The organism is Gordonia bronchialis DSM 43247, assembly GCF_000024785.1.
GTDB classification, from domain to species: Bacteria; Actinomycetota; Actinomycetes; order Mycobacteriales; family Mycobacteriaceae; genus Gordonia; species Gordonia bronchialis.
In genome coordinates this window covers 1,236,344-1,251,405 of the sequence record NC_013441.1, presented here as the reverse complement: position 1 = coordinate 1,251,405, position 15,062 = coordinate 1,236,344, and the positions used below count along the sequence as shown (strand labels likewise).

14 protein-coding genes, 4 tRNA genes, 1 pseudogene and 1 other annotated feature are annotated in these 15,062 nt (G+C 63.7%); of the genes and pseudogenes, 8 read left to right on the top strand and 11 right to left on the bottom strand.

Annotated elements, in window-relative coordinates; translation table 11 throughout:
* Positions 1-26: 26 nt before the first annotated feature.
* The 8 genes from GBRO_RS05890 to GBRO_RS24620 all read right to left on the bottom strand — a co-directional run bounded on the left by GBRO_RS05890 (position 27) and on the right by GBRO_RS24620 (position 4,068).
* Positions 27-521, bottom strand: a complete 495-nt coding sequence (locus GBRO_RS05890) for a hypothetical protein (protein WP_147290629.1) — start codon at positions 519-521, stop codon at positions 27-29.
* A 173-nt stretch (positions 522-694) separates the two neighbouring features.
* Positions 695-1,045, bottom strand: a complete 351-nt coding sequence (locus GBRO_RS05885) for a hypothetical protein (protein ID WP_012833071.1) — start codon at positions 1,043-1,045, stop codon at positions 695-697.
* A gap of 4 nt (positions 1,046-1,049) precedes the next feature.
* Complete coding sequence (locus tag GBRO_RS05880; protein WP_115311666.1) at positions 1,050-1,541, bottom strand: hypothetical protein; 492 nt, start codon at positions 1,539-1,541, stop codon at positions 1,050-1,052.
* Positions 1,542-1,615: 74 nt separating this feature from the next.
* Entirely contained in the window at positions 1,616-2,842 is a 1,227-nt protein-coding gene (locus tag GBRO_RS05875) for a hypothetical protein (protein WP_041919748.1), read from the bottom strand.
* 216 nt (positions 2,843-3,058) lie between these two features.
* Positions 3,059-3,132 (bottom strand) — tRNA-Phe (locus GBRO_RS05870).
* Between the two features lie 29 nt (positions 3,133-3,161).
* Positions 3,162-3,235 (bottom strand) — tRNA-Asp (locus GBRO_RS05865).
* Between the two features lie 56 nt (positions 3,236-3,291).
* A tRNA-Glu gene (locus GBRO_RS05860) sits at positions 3,292-3,364 on the bottom strand.
* 119 nt (positions 3,365-3,483) lie between these two features.
* A complete protein-coding gene (locus GBRO_RS24620) occupies positions 3,484-4,068 on the bottom strand; it encodes a hypothetical protein (protein WP_012833068.1) in 585 nt (194 codons plus the stop codon).
* A 32-nt stretch (positions 4,069-4,100) separates the two neighbouring features.
* Between GBRO_RS24620 and GBRO_RS05850 the strand changes: the two genes are divergently transcribed.
* A tRNA-Lys gene (locus GBRO_RS05850) sits at positions 4,101-4,176 on the top strand.
* 236 nt (positions 4,177-4,412) lie between these two features.
* Here the strand turns inward: GBRO_RS05850 and GBRO_RS25135 are convergent.
* Both GBRO_RS25135 and GBRO_RS24615 read right to left on the bottom strand, forming a co-directional pair.
* Positions 4,413-5,516, bottom strand: a pseudogene (locus GBRO_RS25135) (site-specific integrase); the annotation flags it as partial.
* Between the two features lie 3 nt (positions 5,517-5,519).
* Positions 5,520-6,185 (bottom strand): helix-turn-helix domain-containing protein, encoded by a 666-nt coding sequence (locus GBRO_RS24615; protein WP_012833066.1) that lies wholly within the window; start codon positions 6,183-6,185, stop codon positions 5,520-5,522.
* Positions 6,186-6,291: 106 nt separating this feature from the next.
* Here GBRO_RS24615 and GBRO_RS05835 point away from each other — a divergent pair, with 106 nt between their 5' ends.
* The 4 genes from GBRO_RS05835 (at position 6,292) to GBRO_RS25125 (ending at position 10,219) form a co-directional block, all read left to right on the top strand.
* Positions 6,292-6,507 (top strand): hypothetical protein, encoded by a 216-nt coding sequence (locus GBRO_RS05835; protein WP_012833065.1) that lies wholly within the window; start codon positions 6,292-6,294, stop codon positions 6,505-6,507.
* A gap of 238 nt (positions 6,508-6,745) precedes the next feature.
* Positions 6,746-7,177: a hypothetical protein gene (locus GBRO_RS05830; protein ID WP_012833063.1), complete on the top strand. Its 432-nt coding sequence runs from the start codon at positions 6,746-6,748 to the stop codon at positions 7,175-7,177.
* A gap of 642 nt (positions 7,178-7,819) precedes the next feature.
* Positions 7,820-8,092: a helix-turn-helix domain-containing protein gene (locus tag GBRO_RS27485; protein ID WP_083775539.1), complete on the top strand. Its 273-nt coding sequence runs from the start codon at positions 7,820-7,822 to the stop codon at positions 8,090-8,092.
* A 708-nt stretch (positions 8,093-8,800) separates the two neighbouring features.
* Positions 8,801-10,219 (top strand): DUF3631 domain-containing protein, encoded by a 1,419-nt coding sequence (locus GBRO_RS25125; protein WP_196775867.1) that lies wholly within the window; start codon positions 8,801-8,803, stop codon positions 10,217-10,219.
* Here the strand turns inward: GBRO_RS25125 and GBRO_RS05815 are convergent.
* Positions 10,216-11,730, bottom strand: a complete 1,515-nt coding sequence (locus GBRO_RS05815; RefSeq protein ID WP_012833060.1) for an IS1634 family transposase — start codon at positions 11,728-11,730, stop codon at positions 10,216-10,218. The two genes, GBRO_RS25125 and GBRO_RS05815, sit on opposite strands and share 4 nt — an antisense overlap.
* Positions 11,731-11,877: 147 nt before the next feature.
* On the opposite strand from GBRO_RS05815, the gene GBRO_RS05810 reads away from it, so the two are divergent.
* The 3 genes from GBRO_RS05810 (at position 11,878) to GBRO_RS05795 (ending at position 15,016) form a co-directional block, all read left to right on the top strand.
* Complete coding sequence (locus GBRO_RS05810) at positions 11,878-12,486, top strand: IS3 family transposase (RefSeq protein ID WP_083775537.1); 609 nt, start codon at positions 11,878-11,880, stop codon at positions 12,484-12,486.
* 54 nt (positions 12,487-12,540) lie between these two features.
* Positions 12,541-13,767: an IS1380 family transposase gene (locus tag GBRO_RS05805; RefSeq protein ID WP_012833059.1), complete on the top strand. Its 1,227-nt coding sequence runs from the start codon at positions 12,541-12,543 to the stop codon at positions 13,765-13,767.
* Positions 13,734-15,016, top strand: a protein-coding gene (locus GBRO_RS05795; protein ID WP_370452859.1) for an IS3 family transposase whose coding sequence is annotated in 2 segments (ribosomal slippage) — positions 13,734-14,016 and positions 14,016-15,016 — 1,284 coding nt in all. Because the reading frame shifts where the segments join, the coding sequence is not laid out codon by codon here. Before GBRO_RS05805 ends, GBRO_RS05795 begins: the two co-directional genes overlap by 34 nt.
* Positions 14,012-14,140, top strand: a sequence feature (AL1L pseudoknot). (Overlaps the previous gene by 129 nt.)
* Positions 15,017-15,062 lie beyond the last annotated feature (46 nt).

Genomic DNA, 15,062 nt, shown 5'->3' with positions numbered 1-15,062 from the left:
TCCGAAACCCGGGGTGGAGCGGCCGATCATCGTGACGGGGTGATGGTGACATCCGGGAAGGTGTGTCGGTTGGCGCGTTCGGTCGCGTCCTCGAGGGACTGCATGGCGTTCGCCAGTTCGCGGAGCGCGCCGGCCATCGTCTCGTCGGTGATCCACTGCAGTCGCTGCAGCGCTTTGAGTTTCTGCGGCAAGGCTTTTCGGCAGCGATTCGTGGTGGTGTCGCCCGCGGTGTCCACGTGCACGGCCATGAGGAACCCCGGCGGCGTCCGGGGCACCGACACCACCGCATCACACGGGCCGGTGTTGGCGGACGACAGCTGGTAGCCCGTCCCGTCGCCGACGCGGTATCCGGGAGCGCGACCCACCGATGCGACGTCACCCTCGATCACCCCGATTCGCAAGAACTCCGATCCGCGGGCGATCCGCCAGCGACACGCGGGCAGCCCGTGGCGCCCCACGTCGGGTTGCCCCGGTCCGTATCGACCGCCATCACTCAACGCCTCCAAATCAGTGGAAGTCATTGCGCCGCAGAGTTGTTCGGACCTCCCTAGGGCCACGGGATCGACCGCCGCGGTGGTCATCGCCGGTAGGTGCGACGGACCGGGCTGCTCGACCGGGGCGGCGCATGCCGCGGCGACCATCGCCATTACCGCGACAAGCACTGCCCGACAAGCATTTCGGTGACGGATCGCGATCACCGGTCGCCGCCGAACTGCCTCAGCTGTTCGGTGAAGTGCACCCGCACGTCGACGACGATCTCGTCGAGCCGTGTCTGTGACACCATCGCGCCCATCGCCTCCAGTTCCGCGTCGACGGCCTCGTCCACCCGCCACCACAACTCGGCATCCCGGGCGGCCGGGTCAACGGCCCAGCGCCGGAGGTCGGCGAGATCGTCGCCGGTGCGGCCGGGATCGGGTTCGGGGGCCGCCGACGTGGTGATCTCCACCGGCGGGAACTCGACGTTGTTGGCGCGGATCGTCGCGGTCGCGACGTCGTCCATCGCGCGCTCCAGTTCCCGAAACGCCTCTTCGAACGCCTCGATCATCAGCTCACCATCCCAGCGCTCGAAGGACTTTGCGGGTTTGCGGGATTGCCTTGCGGCACAGGTTCGCCTCGGCACCACTCACCGGCGCATTGACCATCGCACGGAGGGTGTACCCGGTCGGCATGCGCGGACTGCGCACGACACTCAGGCATTGGTGCAGTCCGTCATTCCGGTCGCTGCTCCACCCGACCGCGTCGCCATCGACGGTGTAAGTCCACACCGCAATCGATTGCAACACCTCGACGCTGACCGGCCGGAACACCGACAATTCCAGCCAACCCCAGCCGTCCTGCACCGGCCATTTGCAGCCGGGAAGACCGTCAGGTGAGTTCACCGGGACAGGTGGTTCAGTCACCGCACCATCGGTCAGCGGAGCCATGTCCCGAGGTGTGAGCACCGCGCAGATCTCCGCGGCCGTCAACGACACCGTTTCGTCCGGCAACGATGTGGCAGCCGGGCTGGACGGATTCGCCCCCGACGAGTCGGATCCGTTCACGCCCGACCCACCACACCCAGTGCTGACTGTCAGCACCACCCCCATCAGTGCGACGATCGCGAGTACGCGTGTTCTCACGACGCGTCCTCCCATACCTGGGGGCCCGTGCCCGGCACGTAGGGCGTCATCGGGCGGTCGGCCACCCGACCGGCCTGCCCGGCCACCACCAGGTCGTCGGCGAGATCCACCTTCTTCAAGAACTCCCCGAGTGGCTGCAACTGCTTGTCCACCTCGGCCTGCGCCTTTCCCTTGGCCCACGCCACCGGGTCCTTGCTGAACTCGATGAACTTCTGCAACGCCTGTACCCCCTGTTCGATCTCGGTGACGAGCGGCACAACCGTCTCTCTGATCTCGTTGAGCAACAACGCGACCTCGGCGACTGCGGTGGCCTGCCCGAGCCCGGGCACCGCCTTCGCGGCCAGCTTGAGAATCCCCTGCCAACTGTCGACCTTGATGAATCGGGACAGCCCGTCCTTGAGAAGGCGCAGTACCGATTTGGCGGCATCCTGGAGTTTGTCTGCGGCGAGCTGCAATCCCCGGGACAGCAGTCCGCCGGCGGCCCCCTCCCATTCGAGGCCGCGACGCATGGCGGTGCTGTAGTGCGTGTAACTGACCGCCGCGCGACCGTTCCAATGTGCGTCGATCTGCCGGTCGCCGACTGCGAGGTCACCGGCAACGGAGTCGAAGGCCGTTCCCGATTTGCCGTACACCAGTCCGATCCGCCGCAGTTCCATCCAGTTGCCGGACACCGGCTGTAGCGCGTGCTCGAGCGGGCTCCATCCGCCGGTCAGCGTCTTGATCGCCTCGTCGGCATCGCCGAGCCATCCCGCCGTGTCCTCGATGACCGCCTGCCAGTCGACCTCCTGCGCCGGTGGTGGACTCACATCGACAGAGCTGACGGTGCCGATGGACTCGACCCCCGGAACATCAGCGACGGTGGCCCGCGGCTGGGAGGGCACGGGACCCGCCACCGACAAGGCCCACGGCATCCCAAGCACGGTGTGTCGAATCCCCACCCCGGCCTCGTGATCGGTGCTGGTGTAACCCCAGGCGGCCTGCTTCAGATGGATACCGGAATCGAACAACGCCGGTCCGATCGTCTTCTGCCGCACCTTGGTTCCGCCGTGCAACTGGTCGATGGGACCCCTCAGCACACCCATCAACCCGTTGAACTCACCTGTCGAGCCGGCGTGGCCCGACACGAGATTCGTTGCGCCCTGGGCATTGAGTTCGAGCCCCAGAACAAAATTGCCGAGCCCGCCGATCCACGCCGGCTCGGCAAACACCTTCTCTCCCATCATCTCCCCCTGTCAGCGTCGTGTGCGGTGCGACGATGACATTAGGGCGGTGCGGGAGTGGCGTCGGAAATCTATCCACATGCGGGTGGTCTGGTTCAGAAGCGGACCGACGGATCGAGCCGATCCTGAGAATGTGGGTGCTGCAGCACACACATTGCCGAGATGGGCCCACAAGGTCCGGAAAAGAAAAAACCACCCAATATCGGGTGGCTTTCGAGGTGGCCAGGGCCGGGATCGAACCGGCGACCTTCCGCTTTTCAGGCGGACGCTCGTACCAACTGAGCTACCTGGCCGGACGGTGCCGGTAGAACCGAAACCATTGCGACCCTGACGGGACTCGAACCCGCGACCTCCGCCGTGACAGGGCGGCGCGCTAACCAACTGCGCCACAGGGCCTTGCTTGTATTGCTTCTTCAGTTGTGCCCCCCGGACCGCAAGGGGCCGGGCAAGCGTACCCCCTACGGGATTCGAACCCGCGCTACCGCCTTGAAAGGGCGGCGTCCTAGGCCGCTAGACGAAGGGGGCCGGTTCTCCGTTGGGAGCCGACTCAGCTTAGGACACCGCGTCGGGAATGCACAAATCGTATGGTCAGCGGGCATATCGACAGTTGGGGTCACCTTGACGCGAAGCCCGTCGCCGAACCGTCAGAACCGCATCCGAAAGCGGTACCAGTCACCACTGTGGTGGGTGAAGGTGACGCCGTCGAGTATCGGCGCACCGCCGGGCGAATAGGCCCAGCCGACCGGATCGATGCCGCCGCCCGGCGTGTACAGAAGACAGCCACCGGCGATCGGCGTCGACGACGAGACCCGAACCAGGCCGATCCAGCGATCGTCGAACCGGCTCTCGCACTCCCTGGCGACGGACTCGAGCTCGCCGCGTGAGGTCGCGAAGGCGATCCGTGACGGCACCGCCGCGCCGAGCAGCGCAACCGTGATCATCGCGAGGATCACCGGAACCGTCGACAACCGCCAGACCCGATGGCGAACCAAACCGACGACGGCCAGCACCATCCACGCGATCAGCAGCACCAGAAGCGGCCACACTGCCACCGCGACAAGGAAAGCCGAGTCCCACTCGAGCTCGACGACGACCAGCAGCACGGCCATTCCCAGTGCACCCGCAGCCACCACACCCATTGCGACGTACCACCACCGCGGCGCCCGCGTCCCGTCCCCCATCGCCCCACCATACGAACCGGGGGTGTGGGCGATGGCGTCGTCGGCCATGGGTAAACTCGTCACCGCCCCGCGAGGGGCACGCCCCTTTAGCTCAGTTGGTAGAGCTACGGACTTTTAATCCGCAGGTCCTCGGTTCGAGCCCGAGAGGGGGCACCATCTTGACCAGGCGATTCGCTTTCGAGCGGGTCGCCTGTTTGGTGTTTTTGGTCCTCGGTGGTCACCGATTGGTCACGTTCGCTGTGCGAAGTACTTTCGTGGTCACGCTTCTGGTCACGTCCCGCACGTGGCACCAGACCGGCTGCCGCCTCTGCTGCCGCCGCGCCAACGCCGTCGAGAAGATGGCTGTAGGTGTCGCTGGTGATCGAGATCGACGAGTGCCCGAGGCGCTTCGACACCACAGCGATCGGGACACCCGCCGCGAGCATCAACGATGCCTGACCGTGCCGCAGATCGTGTAGTCGGATACGCCGCAATCCTGCCTCGTCGGTGAGGGCATGGAACTTGGCAGTCACGTCGGCGGGCGGGATCGGCGAACCGTCCTCGCGGGCGAATACCAGTTGGTGGTCGTTGTAGGCGTCACCCCACTGCTCACGTTCTTGCTCCTGCCGTAGGCGCTGCGCCATCAGTACGCCGAGCGTGCCGCTGTCGAGGTCGACGATGCGTGCTTCGCCGCTGGCGGTCTTGCATGGACCGAAACGGAACTGCTTGTGCTCGCCACCGCAGAACGGGCAGTCAATCCCGGTGCCGTCGACCTCGACAAGCTGTTGGTTGACGGTCACTCGCGCCTTCTCGAAGTCGACATCGGGCCAGCGGATGCCGAGCGCTTCGCCCCGGCGTAGACCTGTCATGGCGATGGTTTCGAAGAACGCGCCGAGGCGGTCTTTGGTGGCGTGGTCGAGGAACGCACCGAGGTCTGATGCTTCCCAAGGCTTGACCTTTGGTCGGCTGGCGCGTGGGAGTTCCATGTCGGCCGCGGCATTGAAGCTGACGAGGTGTTTGCGTTTGGCCGAGGTGAGCGCCGATCTCAGCGTGGCGTGGACGCGCCGCTGGGTGGCTGGACTCAATGCCTTTGGGTTGCGTCGCTTCCCTTTCCCGATGGCTACACCCTTTGCCGGCTTCTTCGGGGGCTTCGCGATCTCGGAAAGCATGTGCTCGACGTGGGTCGCGCGAAGGTCTCGTAGCCGGACGTTGCCGATCGTCGGCACGATGTAACTGTCGACGTGCTGACGGTAGGAGCGCAGTGTGGTTGCGCGAATCCCGGCCTGCTCCTTCGCGGTCAGCCATGATGCGAGGTACTGGGCGAGTGTGAGGCGTTGGTCGACTGCGACGATCCCGGTGCGCACCTCACTCAAACGCTCATCGAGCGCGTCTACCGCCTCCCGCTTGGTGCGGAATCCTCGTTTGCGCTCTTGCCGGCGTTTGTTGGTGGCTGGGTCTCGCCCGAGGTCGACGACGTAGTACCAGCTTCCGGCGTCCTTCTTAACGCTGCCGCGCATCGCCTACACCTCTCGCCCGTCGAGATAGCTGTGTGCGGGACCTAAGTGCCCAGGCTCGCCACCCAAGCGCCGCACGGTCTCTCTGATCTCGCGAATGTCCTTTTCGAGCGCGCTTATGTCCGTTGCAAGTAGCGCCATCTCTGCATCACTAGCGCCGCGTTCTTCCGCTTTGTGACGCTCCCCCTTCTTCCGGCTCAGCGTTGCGAGCTTTTCGCTTTCGCGCCGGCCTAGCCGAAGTAGGGCCGCCCCATCCTCGAAGTCTGACCAGTCGTCTCCCCAGTACGTGTAGACCTCACCACCGCCCGGCAACGGAAGCAGCACCCCGTGCGGACTTTCTCCCGCGAACCACATCGCCGCGTCGATTGATGTCGTCTCACCTTCGGCAGCAGGAAACGCAACGACTCGTTCTCCTGGGACGCCTGGGTACAGCAATGCCAGCGGTGGAATCATCAACGCTCTCGCGAGGACGATCAGCTCCGCGACTTTCACTTCCCCGCCGCGCTCTCCGCTCTCCAAAGCAGCAATGCGCGCCCGCGACACTCGCATTCCAACGTCGGCTGTGCGGTCGGAGACTTGCTGTGCCGACATTCCCGACGACTCGCGCTTTTGCCGCACGCCCTGTCCAACGCGTCGCGTCAGCTCTCGTGCCCAACTATCGCCTTGCTCCATACAGAGCAATGTACGCCTAGTGTTGCTACATGCCAAGCTGTCCGCTACAGTTCCTTACGTAGCAGAATACAAACCTATTGCTACATCCCAAGCAAGGAGATCGGGCATGGCAACCACCACTTGGACCCCCGCAGATGTTCGCGCACTCGGTGTACGGACTGATCTTGAAACCGCCAACAGCGTTCTCGGACTCGGTCGTCAGAACGGGTACGAACACGCGAAGAACGGCACATATCCAGTCCGCGTGCTTCGCGTGGGCCGCAAGTACGTGGTCCCCGTCGCCGGTCTCCTCGATGCCCTCGGCATCGATGGTGCGGCGTGACCACTGACGCAACCACCGCAACGGCGTGGAGGCTGGATGCCACTGCCGAACGGGCACGAACACGAAGACAGCAAACCCCAACCGATCACGGCCAGTACGGAATGATCTGCGCGCTCGCAGAAGCCGCACAGGCCCGAGCGGACGAGTACCGAAATGCAACACCCCCGATGACCGACTCCTCCAAGAACCAGGTCACCGAGGGCGCTAAGACCACCAAACCGGAAGGAAGGCAATCAAATTGAACGCAGAGAAGTATACCACCGCCAGTGTTACGCAAGGCGCACTGTGGGAGCGGCTGGATGAGGAACTGGCCGACGCCTTTTACGCCCTCGATGACATCCGCATGACCGTCCCCGAAATGGCAATGCTCCTGGCTGTCTGCGATCTCGTACTTGGTCGCACCGCTGACCGCAGCGCCACATTCGCGGAGGTGTACCGCAGCGAAGGCAACGCCCGCGCCGTAATGACGTGGGAGCAACTCGACAATGAGGTAGGAGACGCACTCTATGCCCTCGGTGATATCCGCATGACCGTGAGGGACATGGGCCTACTACTAGCGATCATCTCAGTCGTCCTCGAAGGCCAGAACCACCACACCAAAGGCGCGGCATCCCCCTACCGTCCCACGCCGCGCCGTCTCCACCTCGTCCCCGTTGGGGTCGACTCATGACTGGACTGACACCTGCCGAGCTGCGATACCTCCGCGACCGACTCGAACTCATCACCGGCGACTTCCAACTCTGGACGGAACTCGAAGACGCATTCACGCGCCAAACAAGTAGGCCAGGACCACCCGACAAGCTTTGCCGCACAAAACGAGTCGCAACACCGCTCCCCTACACCCCTGCCGCAAGCAACGCCCGCAGACGCCTACGGTCCGCACTCGCCGAGATAGCACCCAAAGGCGATGTCGTCGCCATGGCCACCTGGACAGCCCGCAACCTGCACATGGTCTCGGCCCGTCCCGATGCCTACACCGCCTACGAAAGGGTTTGTGCCGGTGTGGCCGAGGCACTTGCAGCCATCTCGAACGAGTCCCCCCAGTCACAGAATGAACCGATGACGCCCGCCGAGATCGAACGGCAGGCCAGGAAGCTGGGCGATCCAGGCCGTGGTCTCACACGTCGCCGGCTCCACACACTCCGTGAGGCCGGTTACATAGCGCCACATTCACCTGGCCGCTATCTTCTCGCTGATGTATTGAAAGCGCATAATTCATTGCCCCGGAGAAGAAAGAGCCCAAGTAGCAGTCACGCGTAATTCTCTTACGGTGTATCCCAAATCATTTTGTGATACGCTAGCGCTAGCGGAGATGTTTACATTTGGCACTTTCCGTTACTTGCAGAAAGCCCCGGCTGGCCCACACTCGCCGGGGCTTTCCGCATTTCAGCACCATCCCCCGAAAGGAACGACCATGGCAGCCACAGCCTCGGTCCAAGAAATAGCCGACCAGTATGGCGTCTGCGCAATGACCGTCCGACGATGGATTTGGAGCGGTCGGATACCCGCAACACGCCTCGGCCCCAAGCTCATTCGCTTGGACCCCGAAGAAGTCAACGAGGCGATCACGCACGCCGTCGCCTAAACCCTGCAAGCAAAAAAGAGCCTCGACCCTGACCGGCCGAGGCTCTTGTCGTTCACCCTCTCCTAAAGGAAGAACACCATCGTGACACTAGTATACCCGACAGGATTGTCAAACACCGACATAGATCGACGCCGCAGAAACGCCAGTCGACGCAGCCAACCCGCACAATGCGGATGCCGCGACCACTGGACCTGCCACCACAACCGCCGAGAACCAACACAGAGAGACCTCGACGCACTCGCACAAGCAGTCGACCACATTCTCCACGCAGGAATGACCCCCGTCGTATCCACCAATGACGCCCGCAACCTCTGGCAGCACAACAACGACTCACGCAGAAACCTCGAGACCATCGCCGAGAACGGGGGGCTCCGCTGAATGAAACCCCATCACTCCGCAACCGCACTCGAAATCATAGAGCGATACTCGTCCGGTTCGACCGGCTCGTCCAGTCCGTCCGGTTACATAAGGACCCCCCTACCCGAAACCGGACCAAGCATCCTCGACGAGGTTCGCGCATGGCTCGACCGATACGTGTGCACCGTCGAAGGATCAGACCTCGACCTACTCACACTCTGGGCCGCACACACCCACCTCGTGAACGAAACCTACACAACTCCAAGGCTTGTCATCGACAGTCCCGTACCCGGAAGCGGCAAAACCACAGTCCTCGAACACCTCGAACGACTCTGCGTCCACCCCATCCAAATGGCCGCAGTCTCATCCTCAGCCATGCTCGCCCGAGTCCTCGCCAACGGCGTACGAACAATGCTCATCGACGAAGCGGACCGCTCACTCGACCCCAACAAACCCGGTATCGAAGACCTCCTAGCCATCCTCAACTCTGGCTACAAGCGCGGCGGCACACGCCCAGTCCTCACCCCAGGAAAAAACGGTGAATGGGGCGTCGACGAAATGACCACCTTCGCGCCAGTAGCCATGGCCGGCAACAACCCCAACCTCCCCGACGACACACGATCCCGCTGCATCAGAGTCCTCCTACTCCCCGATATCGAAGGACGAGTAGAAGAATCAGACTGGGAACTCATCGACGACGACGCCCGCAACCTCGGTGCCCGACTCGGCACCTGGGCCAACAACGTCTCCGACAGCATCCGCACCAACCGACCACCACTCCCAGAAGGAGTGAAAGGCCGTGCACGCGAACGATGGCTACCACTCAAACGAGTAGCCGAAGCCATCGGCGGACGCTGGCCCACCGTCGTCGACGACCTAGCCATCAACGATGTGAAACGAATCGAGGCCGAGCGCGAAGAAGGCATCACCGCCGAAAGACGGCACGTCACCCTCCTACGCAACATCGCCGAAGTGTGGTGCGACGACGAAACGTTCATACCCACCGACGACCTTCTAGCGCGTCTCTCCGCAAAGTACTCCCACATGTGGGGAACAGCATCCAAGTTCGAGAAGGCGCTCACCCCGCAAGGGTTGGGACGCCTACTTTCGCGCAACTACAACATTCACTCATCGCGAAGGCCAGGCGGCGACCGGGCTCGCGGGTATCTCGTAGACGCATTTCAGCCAGCGTTCCGCGGAGATCGACCGCCCACAGCGTTGATCGTGGAGTTCGTCGCCGCTTCTCGCGACGAACACGGAGTCGATCCGATCTGCGCGGCCCTACGCGACACGGCCGCCCAGATCGCTCCGTCCACGGTACGAGCCCACCTGAGTGCGAACAAGACCGAGGCGCCACGCACGGTGCGTGACCGGGAGATGCTCGGCGAGATCCGCACCGTGCACGCCGACAATCTCGGCGTCTACGGTGCCCGCAAGGTCCACGCCGAACTACGCAGAAAGGATATCGACGTGGCGCGCTGCACTGTCGAACGATTGATGAAAGCCGATGGACTGCAAGGGATACCGAGGTTGAAGACACGCAGGACCACCCGCAGCGATGGCGCCGAAACCCCGCAACCGGCCGACCGAGTCGGCCGGCAGTTCACCGCCGAGGCGCCGAACACCTTGTGGGTGGCGGACCTGACCTACATCCGCACCCACTCCGGGTGGGTGTACGCGGCGTTCATCCTCGACGTGTACTCGCGCGTGGTCGTCGGCTGGCAGGTCTCGACCACGATGCACACCGACCTCGCATTGGACCTGACTTAGCTCAAATTAGTGTCCACGTCTGGGGCGAGGTCGCGCAGAGCCTGAGCCAGGTCGTCGGGGAGCGGATCTGCGGCGGTGACGGTCTGACCGGCGGCTTGGATCTCGATGGTGCGGTAGCGGCGTGCGGTGGTGACGAACTTCTTGATCGACCATCCGGTGCGGGCTTCGACGATCCGGGTGATCGCGAGTGCGGCGAACACGATCGTCAGGTGCGCCCGGATCGATCCCTCGAGGTGGTGGAAGATCGGGCGGGCGGCCAGATCAGATTTCGACATGCGGAAGCTCTTCTCGATGCGCCACAGCTGGTGGTACGAGCCGATCACGAAATCCGGTGTTGGAGAGTCGATGTTCGTCGCATACGCCTTCCATCCCGCGAGGGTCTTGGCCTTCTTAGCCAACGCAGTGTTGACACTCTTGTCCGCGCCGGTCAGGGTGACGAACCGGTTACGTTTGACCGGGATCTTGCCTGCCACAGCCTTTTCCGCCCTCTCCAACTGCTCGGTGATGCCCCGCAGGCTGCGTCGGGCACGATCAGCACTGTAGCGGTAGTACACCACCCGGTCCCTGCGGTAGCTGGTCTTCGAGTTCGCCGGTTTGCGTTGGGTCAAGGTCAACCCGTCCGGCGGTGTCGATCCGGGATTGTCTTTGTGCCACTTGCTGATCAGATAGGGGACCGTCGGGATCTTCTCCCCCAGAATGAACGTCAGATCGGCATCCTCGATGGCTTTCATATTGTCCGTCGAGATCATGCCGGCATCGGCCACCACGGTCACATCGGTGAGCTTGTGGGCGGTCATGAAGGCGGTCAGCGTCGGCATCATCGTCAATGTCTCGGCCCGGTTTCCTTCGAACGCTTCCATCATCAACGGAAACCCCGACACGTCGGTCAACAACCCGACCGTGATCTGCGGTTCCAGGCGCCGTTCCTTGGAGAACCCCGGTTCGCGAAACCCGTCGGCCTTGTCGGTCTCGAAGTACAGGGTCGTCACGTCATACAAACACAGCGTCGCCGGCCCGAGGCGGGCGTGCTCGGCGCACGCCCGCGACAGCTCACGCTGCCACCGCGGCTCGGCAAACATGCGCAGGTGGCGGGTGACCGTCGCATACGACGGTGCATTCACTCCCGCTTCATCCAGGACCCGCAGCGAATCGAGTTTGCTCGTCGGCTCGATGATCCTGGCCAGTACGAGATCACGAAACACGTTGTCGCCGTACGTCTTCTCGGTGAATCCGAGTTCGTCATAGATTCTCAGCAACGCATCGACCAGCACCGCCATCCGCGAACTGGTGATCGGTAGTGGCCCAGCCCCATCGACGGCGGCGATCCCCAGGTCCAGTTGCTGCTGCCCCTGCGACAGCCGCGCAGCAGCCGCCGCTTTCAACGCGGCGACCTCCTGTTCGTCATGACCAGATCCGATGTGCTCGATCCTGCGCGCCCCACCACGATTCGAGTACACAATCTGGACAGCCGTTGCCCCCGACTTCGTCTTCACCGTCCGCACGAACGCCACATGACCAGCCTAAGCACCGCCGGTTAGTGTCCACCTCCGAACCCAACACCCCAGGTCACAGCCCCGCAAACCGCGAAACAGACGAAAATGAGCTAAGTCAGGTTTCAGCCAGCGTTCCGCGGAGATCGACCGCCCACAGCGTTGATCGTGGAGTTCGTCGCCGCTTCTCGCGACGAACACGGAGTCGATCCGATCTGCGCGGCCCTACGCGACACGGCCGCCCAGATCGCTCCGTCCACGGTACGAGCCCACCTGAGTGCGAACAAGACCGAGGCGCCACGCACGGTGCGTGACCGGGAGATGCTCGGCGAGATCCGCACCGTGCACGCCGACAATCTCGGCGTCTACGGTGCCCGCAAGGTCCACGCCGAACTACGCAGAAAGGATATCGACGTGGCGCGCTGCACTGTCGAACGATTGATGAAAGCCGATGGACTGCAAGGGATACCGAGGTTGAAGACACGCAGGACCACCCGCAGCGATGGCGCCGAAACCCCGCAACCGGCCGACCGAGTCGGCCGGCAGTTCACCGCCGAGGCGCCGAACACCTTGTGGGTGGCGGACCTGACCTACATCCGCACCCACTCCGGGTGGGTGTACGCGGCGTTCATCCTCGACGTGTACTCGCGCGTGGTCGTCGGCTGGCAGGTCTCGACCACGATGCACACCGACCTCGCATTGGACGCCTTAGCCTCGATCCACCGATTTGCTTGTGATCGGTCGGTGAGGGATAAACGAAATGCCCTGTCTGAGTGACAGAATGGGACTTCTCTAGGGTTCCATCCACACACACAGGAGGGCATGTCGTAGATGCGATTGTCTCACACTCACCCGGTCCGGTCTGCATCCTGTGACGATCCGAATCTCCTCGCCGCTGCGGGGGTGGTGCCGGTGATGGCGCTGGCCGAACGCGCCAGCCTGTCGGAGTTGGCCCGCGAGCATCTGAGCGTGCCCACCGACAAGGGCGCCCATCCGGATCGGAAAATGTTTTCCCTGGTGGCGGGGATGGTGGCGGGCGCCGACAGCATCGACGACATGGCCGTGTTGCGACACGGCGCGATGGGCAAGGTGTTCGACCATCCTTACGCCCCGTCGACGTTGGGATCGTTTCTTCGCGAGTTCCGGTTCGGGCATGTCCGCCAAGCCGATGCGATCGCCACCCGGCTGTTGGCGGGACTGGCTCGCCATACTCCGGTGCTGGCGGGGATCGACGGGCCGGTGATGATCGATATCGACGACTCGATCATCGAGGTCCACGGCCCGGCCAAGCAGGGCGTCGGATTCGGCTACACCCGAGTGCGTGGGCTGAACTCGGCGATCACCACCCTCACCTGTGGTGACGGTGCGCCGGTGATCGCCGCTCAACGCCTGCGCAAAGGGGCGTGTAACTCCGCGCGCGGGGCGCATCGGTTGATCGCCGACACCCTGGCCACCGTGCGGCGGCTACGGTCGTCCGATGCGTCGGGACCGATACTGCTGCGAGCGGATTCAGCGTTCTACGGCCATCGCGCGATCACCACCGCGCTCCGGGCCGGTGCGCAGGTGTCGGTCACCGTGCGTCAGGATTCCCACGTCCGAGCAGCGATCAGCGAGATACCGGCAGATGCATGGACGCCGATCGAGTACACCGACGCCGTCTTCGACGAAGACAGCGGCCAGTGGGTCTCGCGGGCCGAGGTCGCCGAAGTACCGTTCACCGCGTTCACCTCCAAAGCCAAGCGCCTGCAGGTATCCGGACGGCTGGTGGTGCGCCGTATCCCTGACTTCGCAGCCGAGGGAGACGGCTTGTTCGACGTGTGGCGGTTTCATGCGTTCTTCACCACCAGCGACCTGGACACCGTGACCGCCGACAAGACTCACCGCGGTCATGCGATCATCGAGCAAGTCCACGCCGACCTCAAAGCCTCCGCATTGGCGCATCTGCCCTCGGGAAAGTTCTGCGCGAACGCCGTGAACCGCCCCGGGTTCGTCGGAGGCTCTCGAACCTGTGAAGGATGGAGAGCATGGCAGCACCTCGGAAGTACAGCATTGAGCTGAAGGAGCGAGCGACGCGGATGGCGGTGGAAGCCCGCAAGGACCCGGCCACACGGCCGGGAGCGTTCAAACGGATCGGCGATCAACTCGGTGTGCACCCGGAGGCGCTACGCACCTGGGTCAAGCAAGCCGAAATCGATGGCGGGCAGCGGCCGGGTACCACGAGCAGCGATTCCGAGCGGATCGCGCAGCTCGAGCGGGAGAACCGCGAGCTGCGGCGGGCGAACACGATCTTGAAGCAGGCGTCGGCTTTTTTTGCCGCGGAGATCGACCGCCCACAGCGTTGATCGTGGAGTTCGTCGCCGCTTCTCGCGACGAACACGGAGTCGATCCGATCTGCGCGGCCCTACGCGACACGGCCGCCCAGATCGCTCCGTCCACGGTACGAGCCCACCTGAGTGCGAACAAGACCGAGGCGCCACGCACGGTGCGTGACCGGGAGATGCTCGGCGAGATCCGCACCGTGCACGCCGACAATCTCGGCGTCTACGGTGCCCGCAAGGTCCACGCCGAACTACGCAGAAAGGATATCGACGTGGCGCGCTGCACTGTCGAACGATTGATGAAAGCCGATGGACTGCAAGGGATACCGAGGTTGAAGACACGCAGGACCACCCGCAGCGATGGCGCCGAAACCCCGCAACCGGCCGACCGAGTCGGCCGGCAGTTCACCGCCGAGGCGCCGAACACCTTGTGGGTGGCGGACCTGACCTACATCCGCACCCACTCCGGGTGGGTGTACGCGGCGTTCATCCTCGACGTGTACTCGCGCGTGGTCGTCGGCTGGCAGGTCTCGACCACGATGCACACCGACCTCGCATTGGACGCCTTAGACATGGGATTGTGGGCGCGTGATCGTGCCGGCCAGGATGTGGCCGGACTGATTCACCACTCGGACCGCGGAGTGCAGTATCGAGCGATTCGTTACACCGAGCGTCTCGCCGAAGCTGAAGCGGTGACTTCGGTTGGCTCCAAGGGTGATTCGTATGACAACGCGATGGCCGAGGCGTTCAACTCGTTATTCAAGGCGGAATGTATCCGCAACCCGATCATGCGCCCGAAGAGCGGGTGGGGCGGTGTCGGCGACGTCGAGATCGCGGTCGCCGAGTACATCGAGTGGTTCAACCACCGCCGTCTGCACGGCGAGATCGGACACGTCCCGCCGGTCGAGTACGAGGCCGCCTACTGGGCGGCCCACACGGTCACCAGCTACCGTGAGAACCCGGTCCCAGCAGAGGCCGGAACCAACTAACCGAGCCTCCAGCAAACCCGGGGCGATTCAAAGCCGCACGCCGCGC

What these genes read in the sequence shown, in the direction of transcription:
- GBRO_RS24615 (WP_012833066.1), bottom strand. Translation starts at nt 6,185, where the DNA reads ATGGAGCAAGGCGATAGTTGGGCACGAGAGCTGACGCGACGCGTTGGA.
- GBRO_RS25125 (WP_196775867.1), top strand. Translation starts at nt 8,801, where the DNA reads ATGGCCGCAGTCTCATCCTCAGCCATGCTCGCCCGAGTCCTCGCCAAC.
- GBRO_RS05875 (WP_041919748.1), bottom strand. Translation starts at nt 2,842, where the DNA reads ATGATGGGAGAGAAGGTGTTTGCCGAGCCGGCGTGGATCGGCGGGCTC.
- GBRO_RS05835 (WP_012833065.1), top strand. Translation starts at nt 6,292, where the DNA reads ATGGCAACCACCACTTGGACCCCCGCAGATGTTCGCGCACTCGGTGTA.
- GBRO_RS05805 (WP_012833059.1), top strand. Translation starts at nt 12,541, where the DNA reads ATGCGATTGTCTCACACTCACCCGGTCCGGTCTGCATCCTGTGACGAT.
- GBRO_RS05890 (WP_147290629.1), bottom strand. Translation starts at nt 521, where the DNA reads ATGACTTCCACTGATTTGGAGGCGTTGAGTGATGGCGGTCGATACGGA.
- GBRO_RS27485 (WP_083775539.1), top strand. Translation starts at nt 7,820, where the DNA reads ATGTTTACATTTGGCACTTTCCGTTACTTGCAGAAAGCCCCGGCTGGC.
- GBRO_RS05885 (WP_012833071.1), bottom strand. Translation starts at nt 1,045, where the DNA reads ATGATCGAGGCGTTCGAAGAGGCGTTTCGGGAACTGGAGCGCGCGATG.
- GBRO_RS24620 (WP_012833068.1), bottom strand. Translation starts at nt 4,068, where the DNA reads ATGGCCGACGACGCCATCGCCCACACCCCCGGTTCGTATGGTGGGGCG.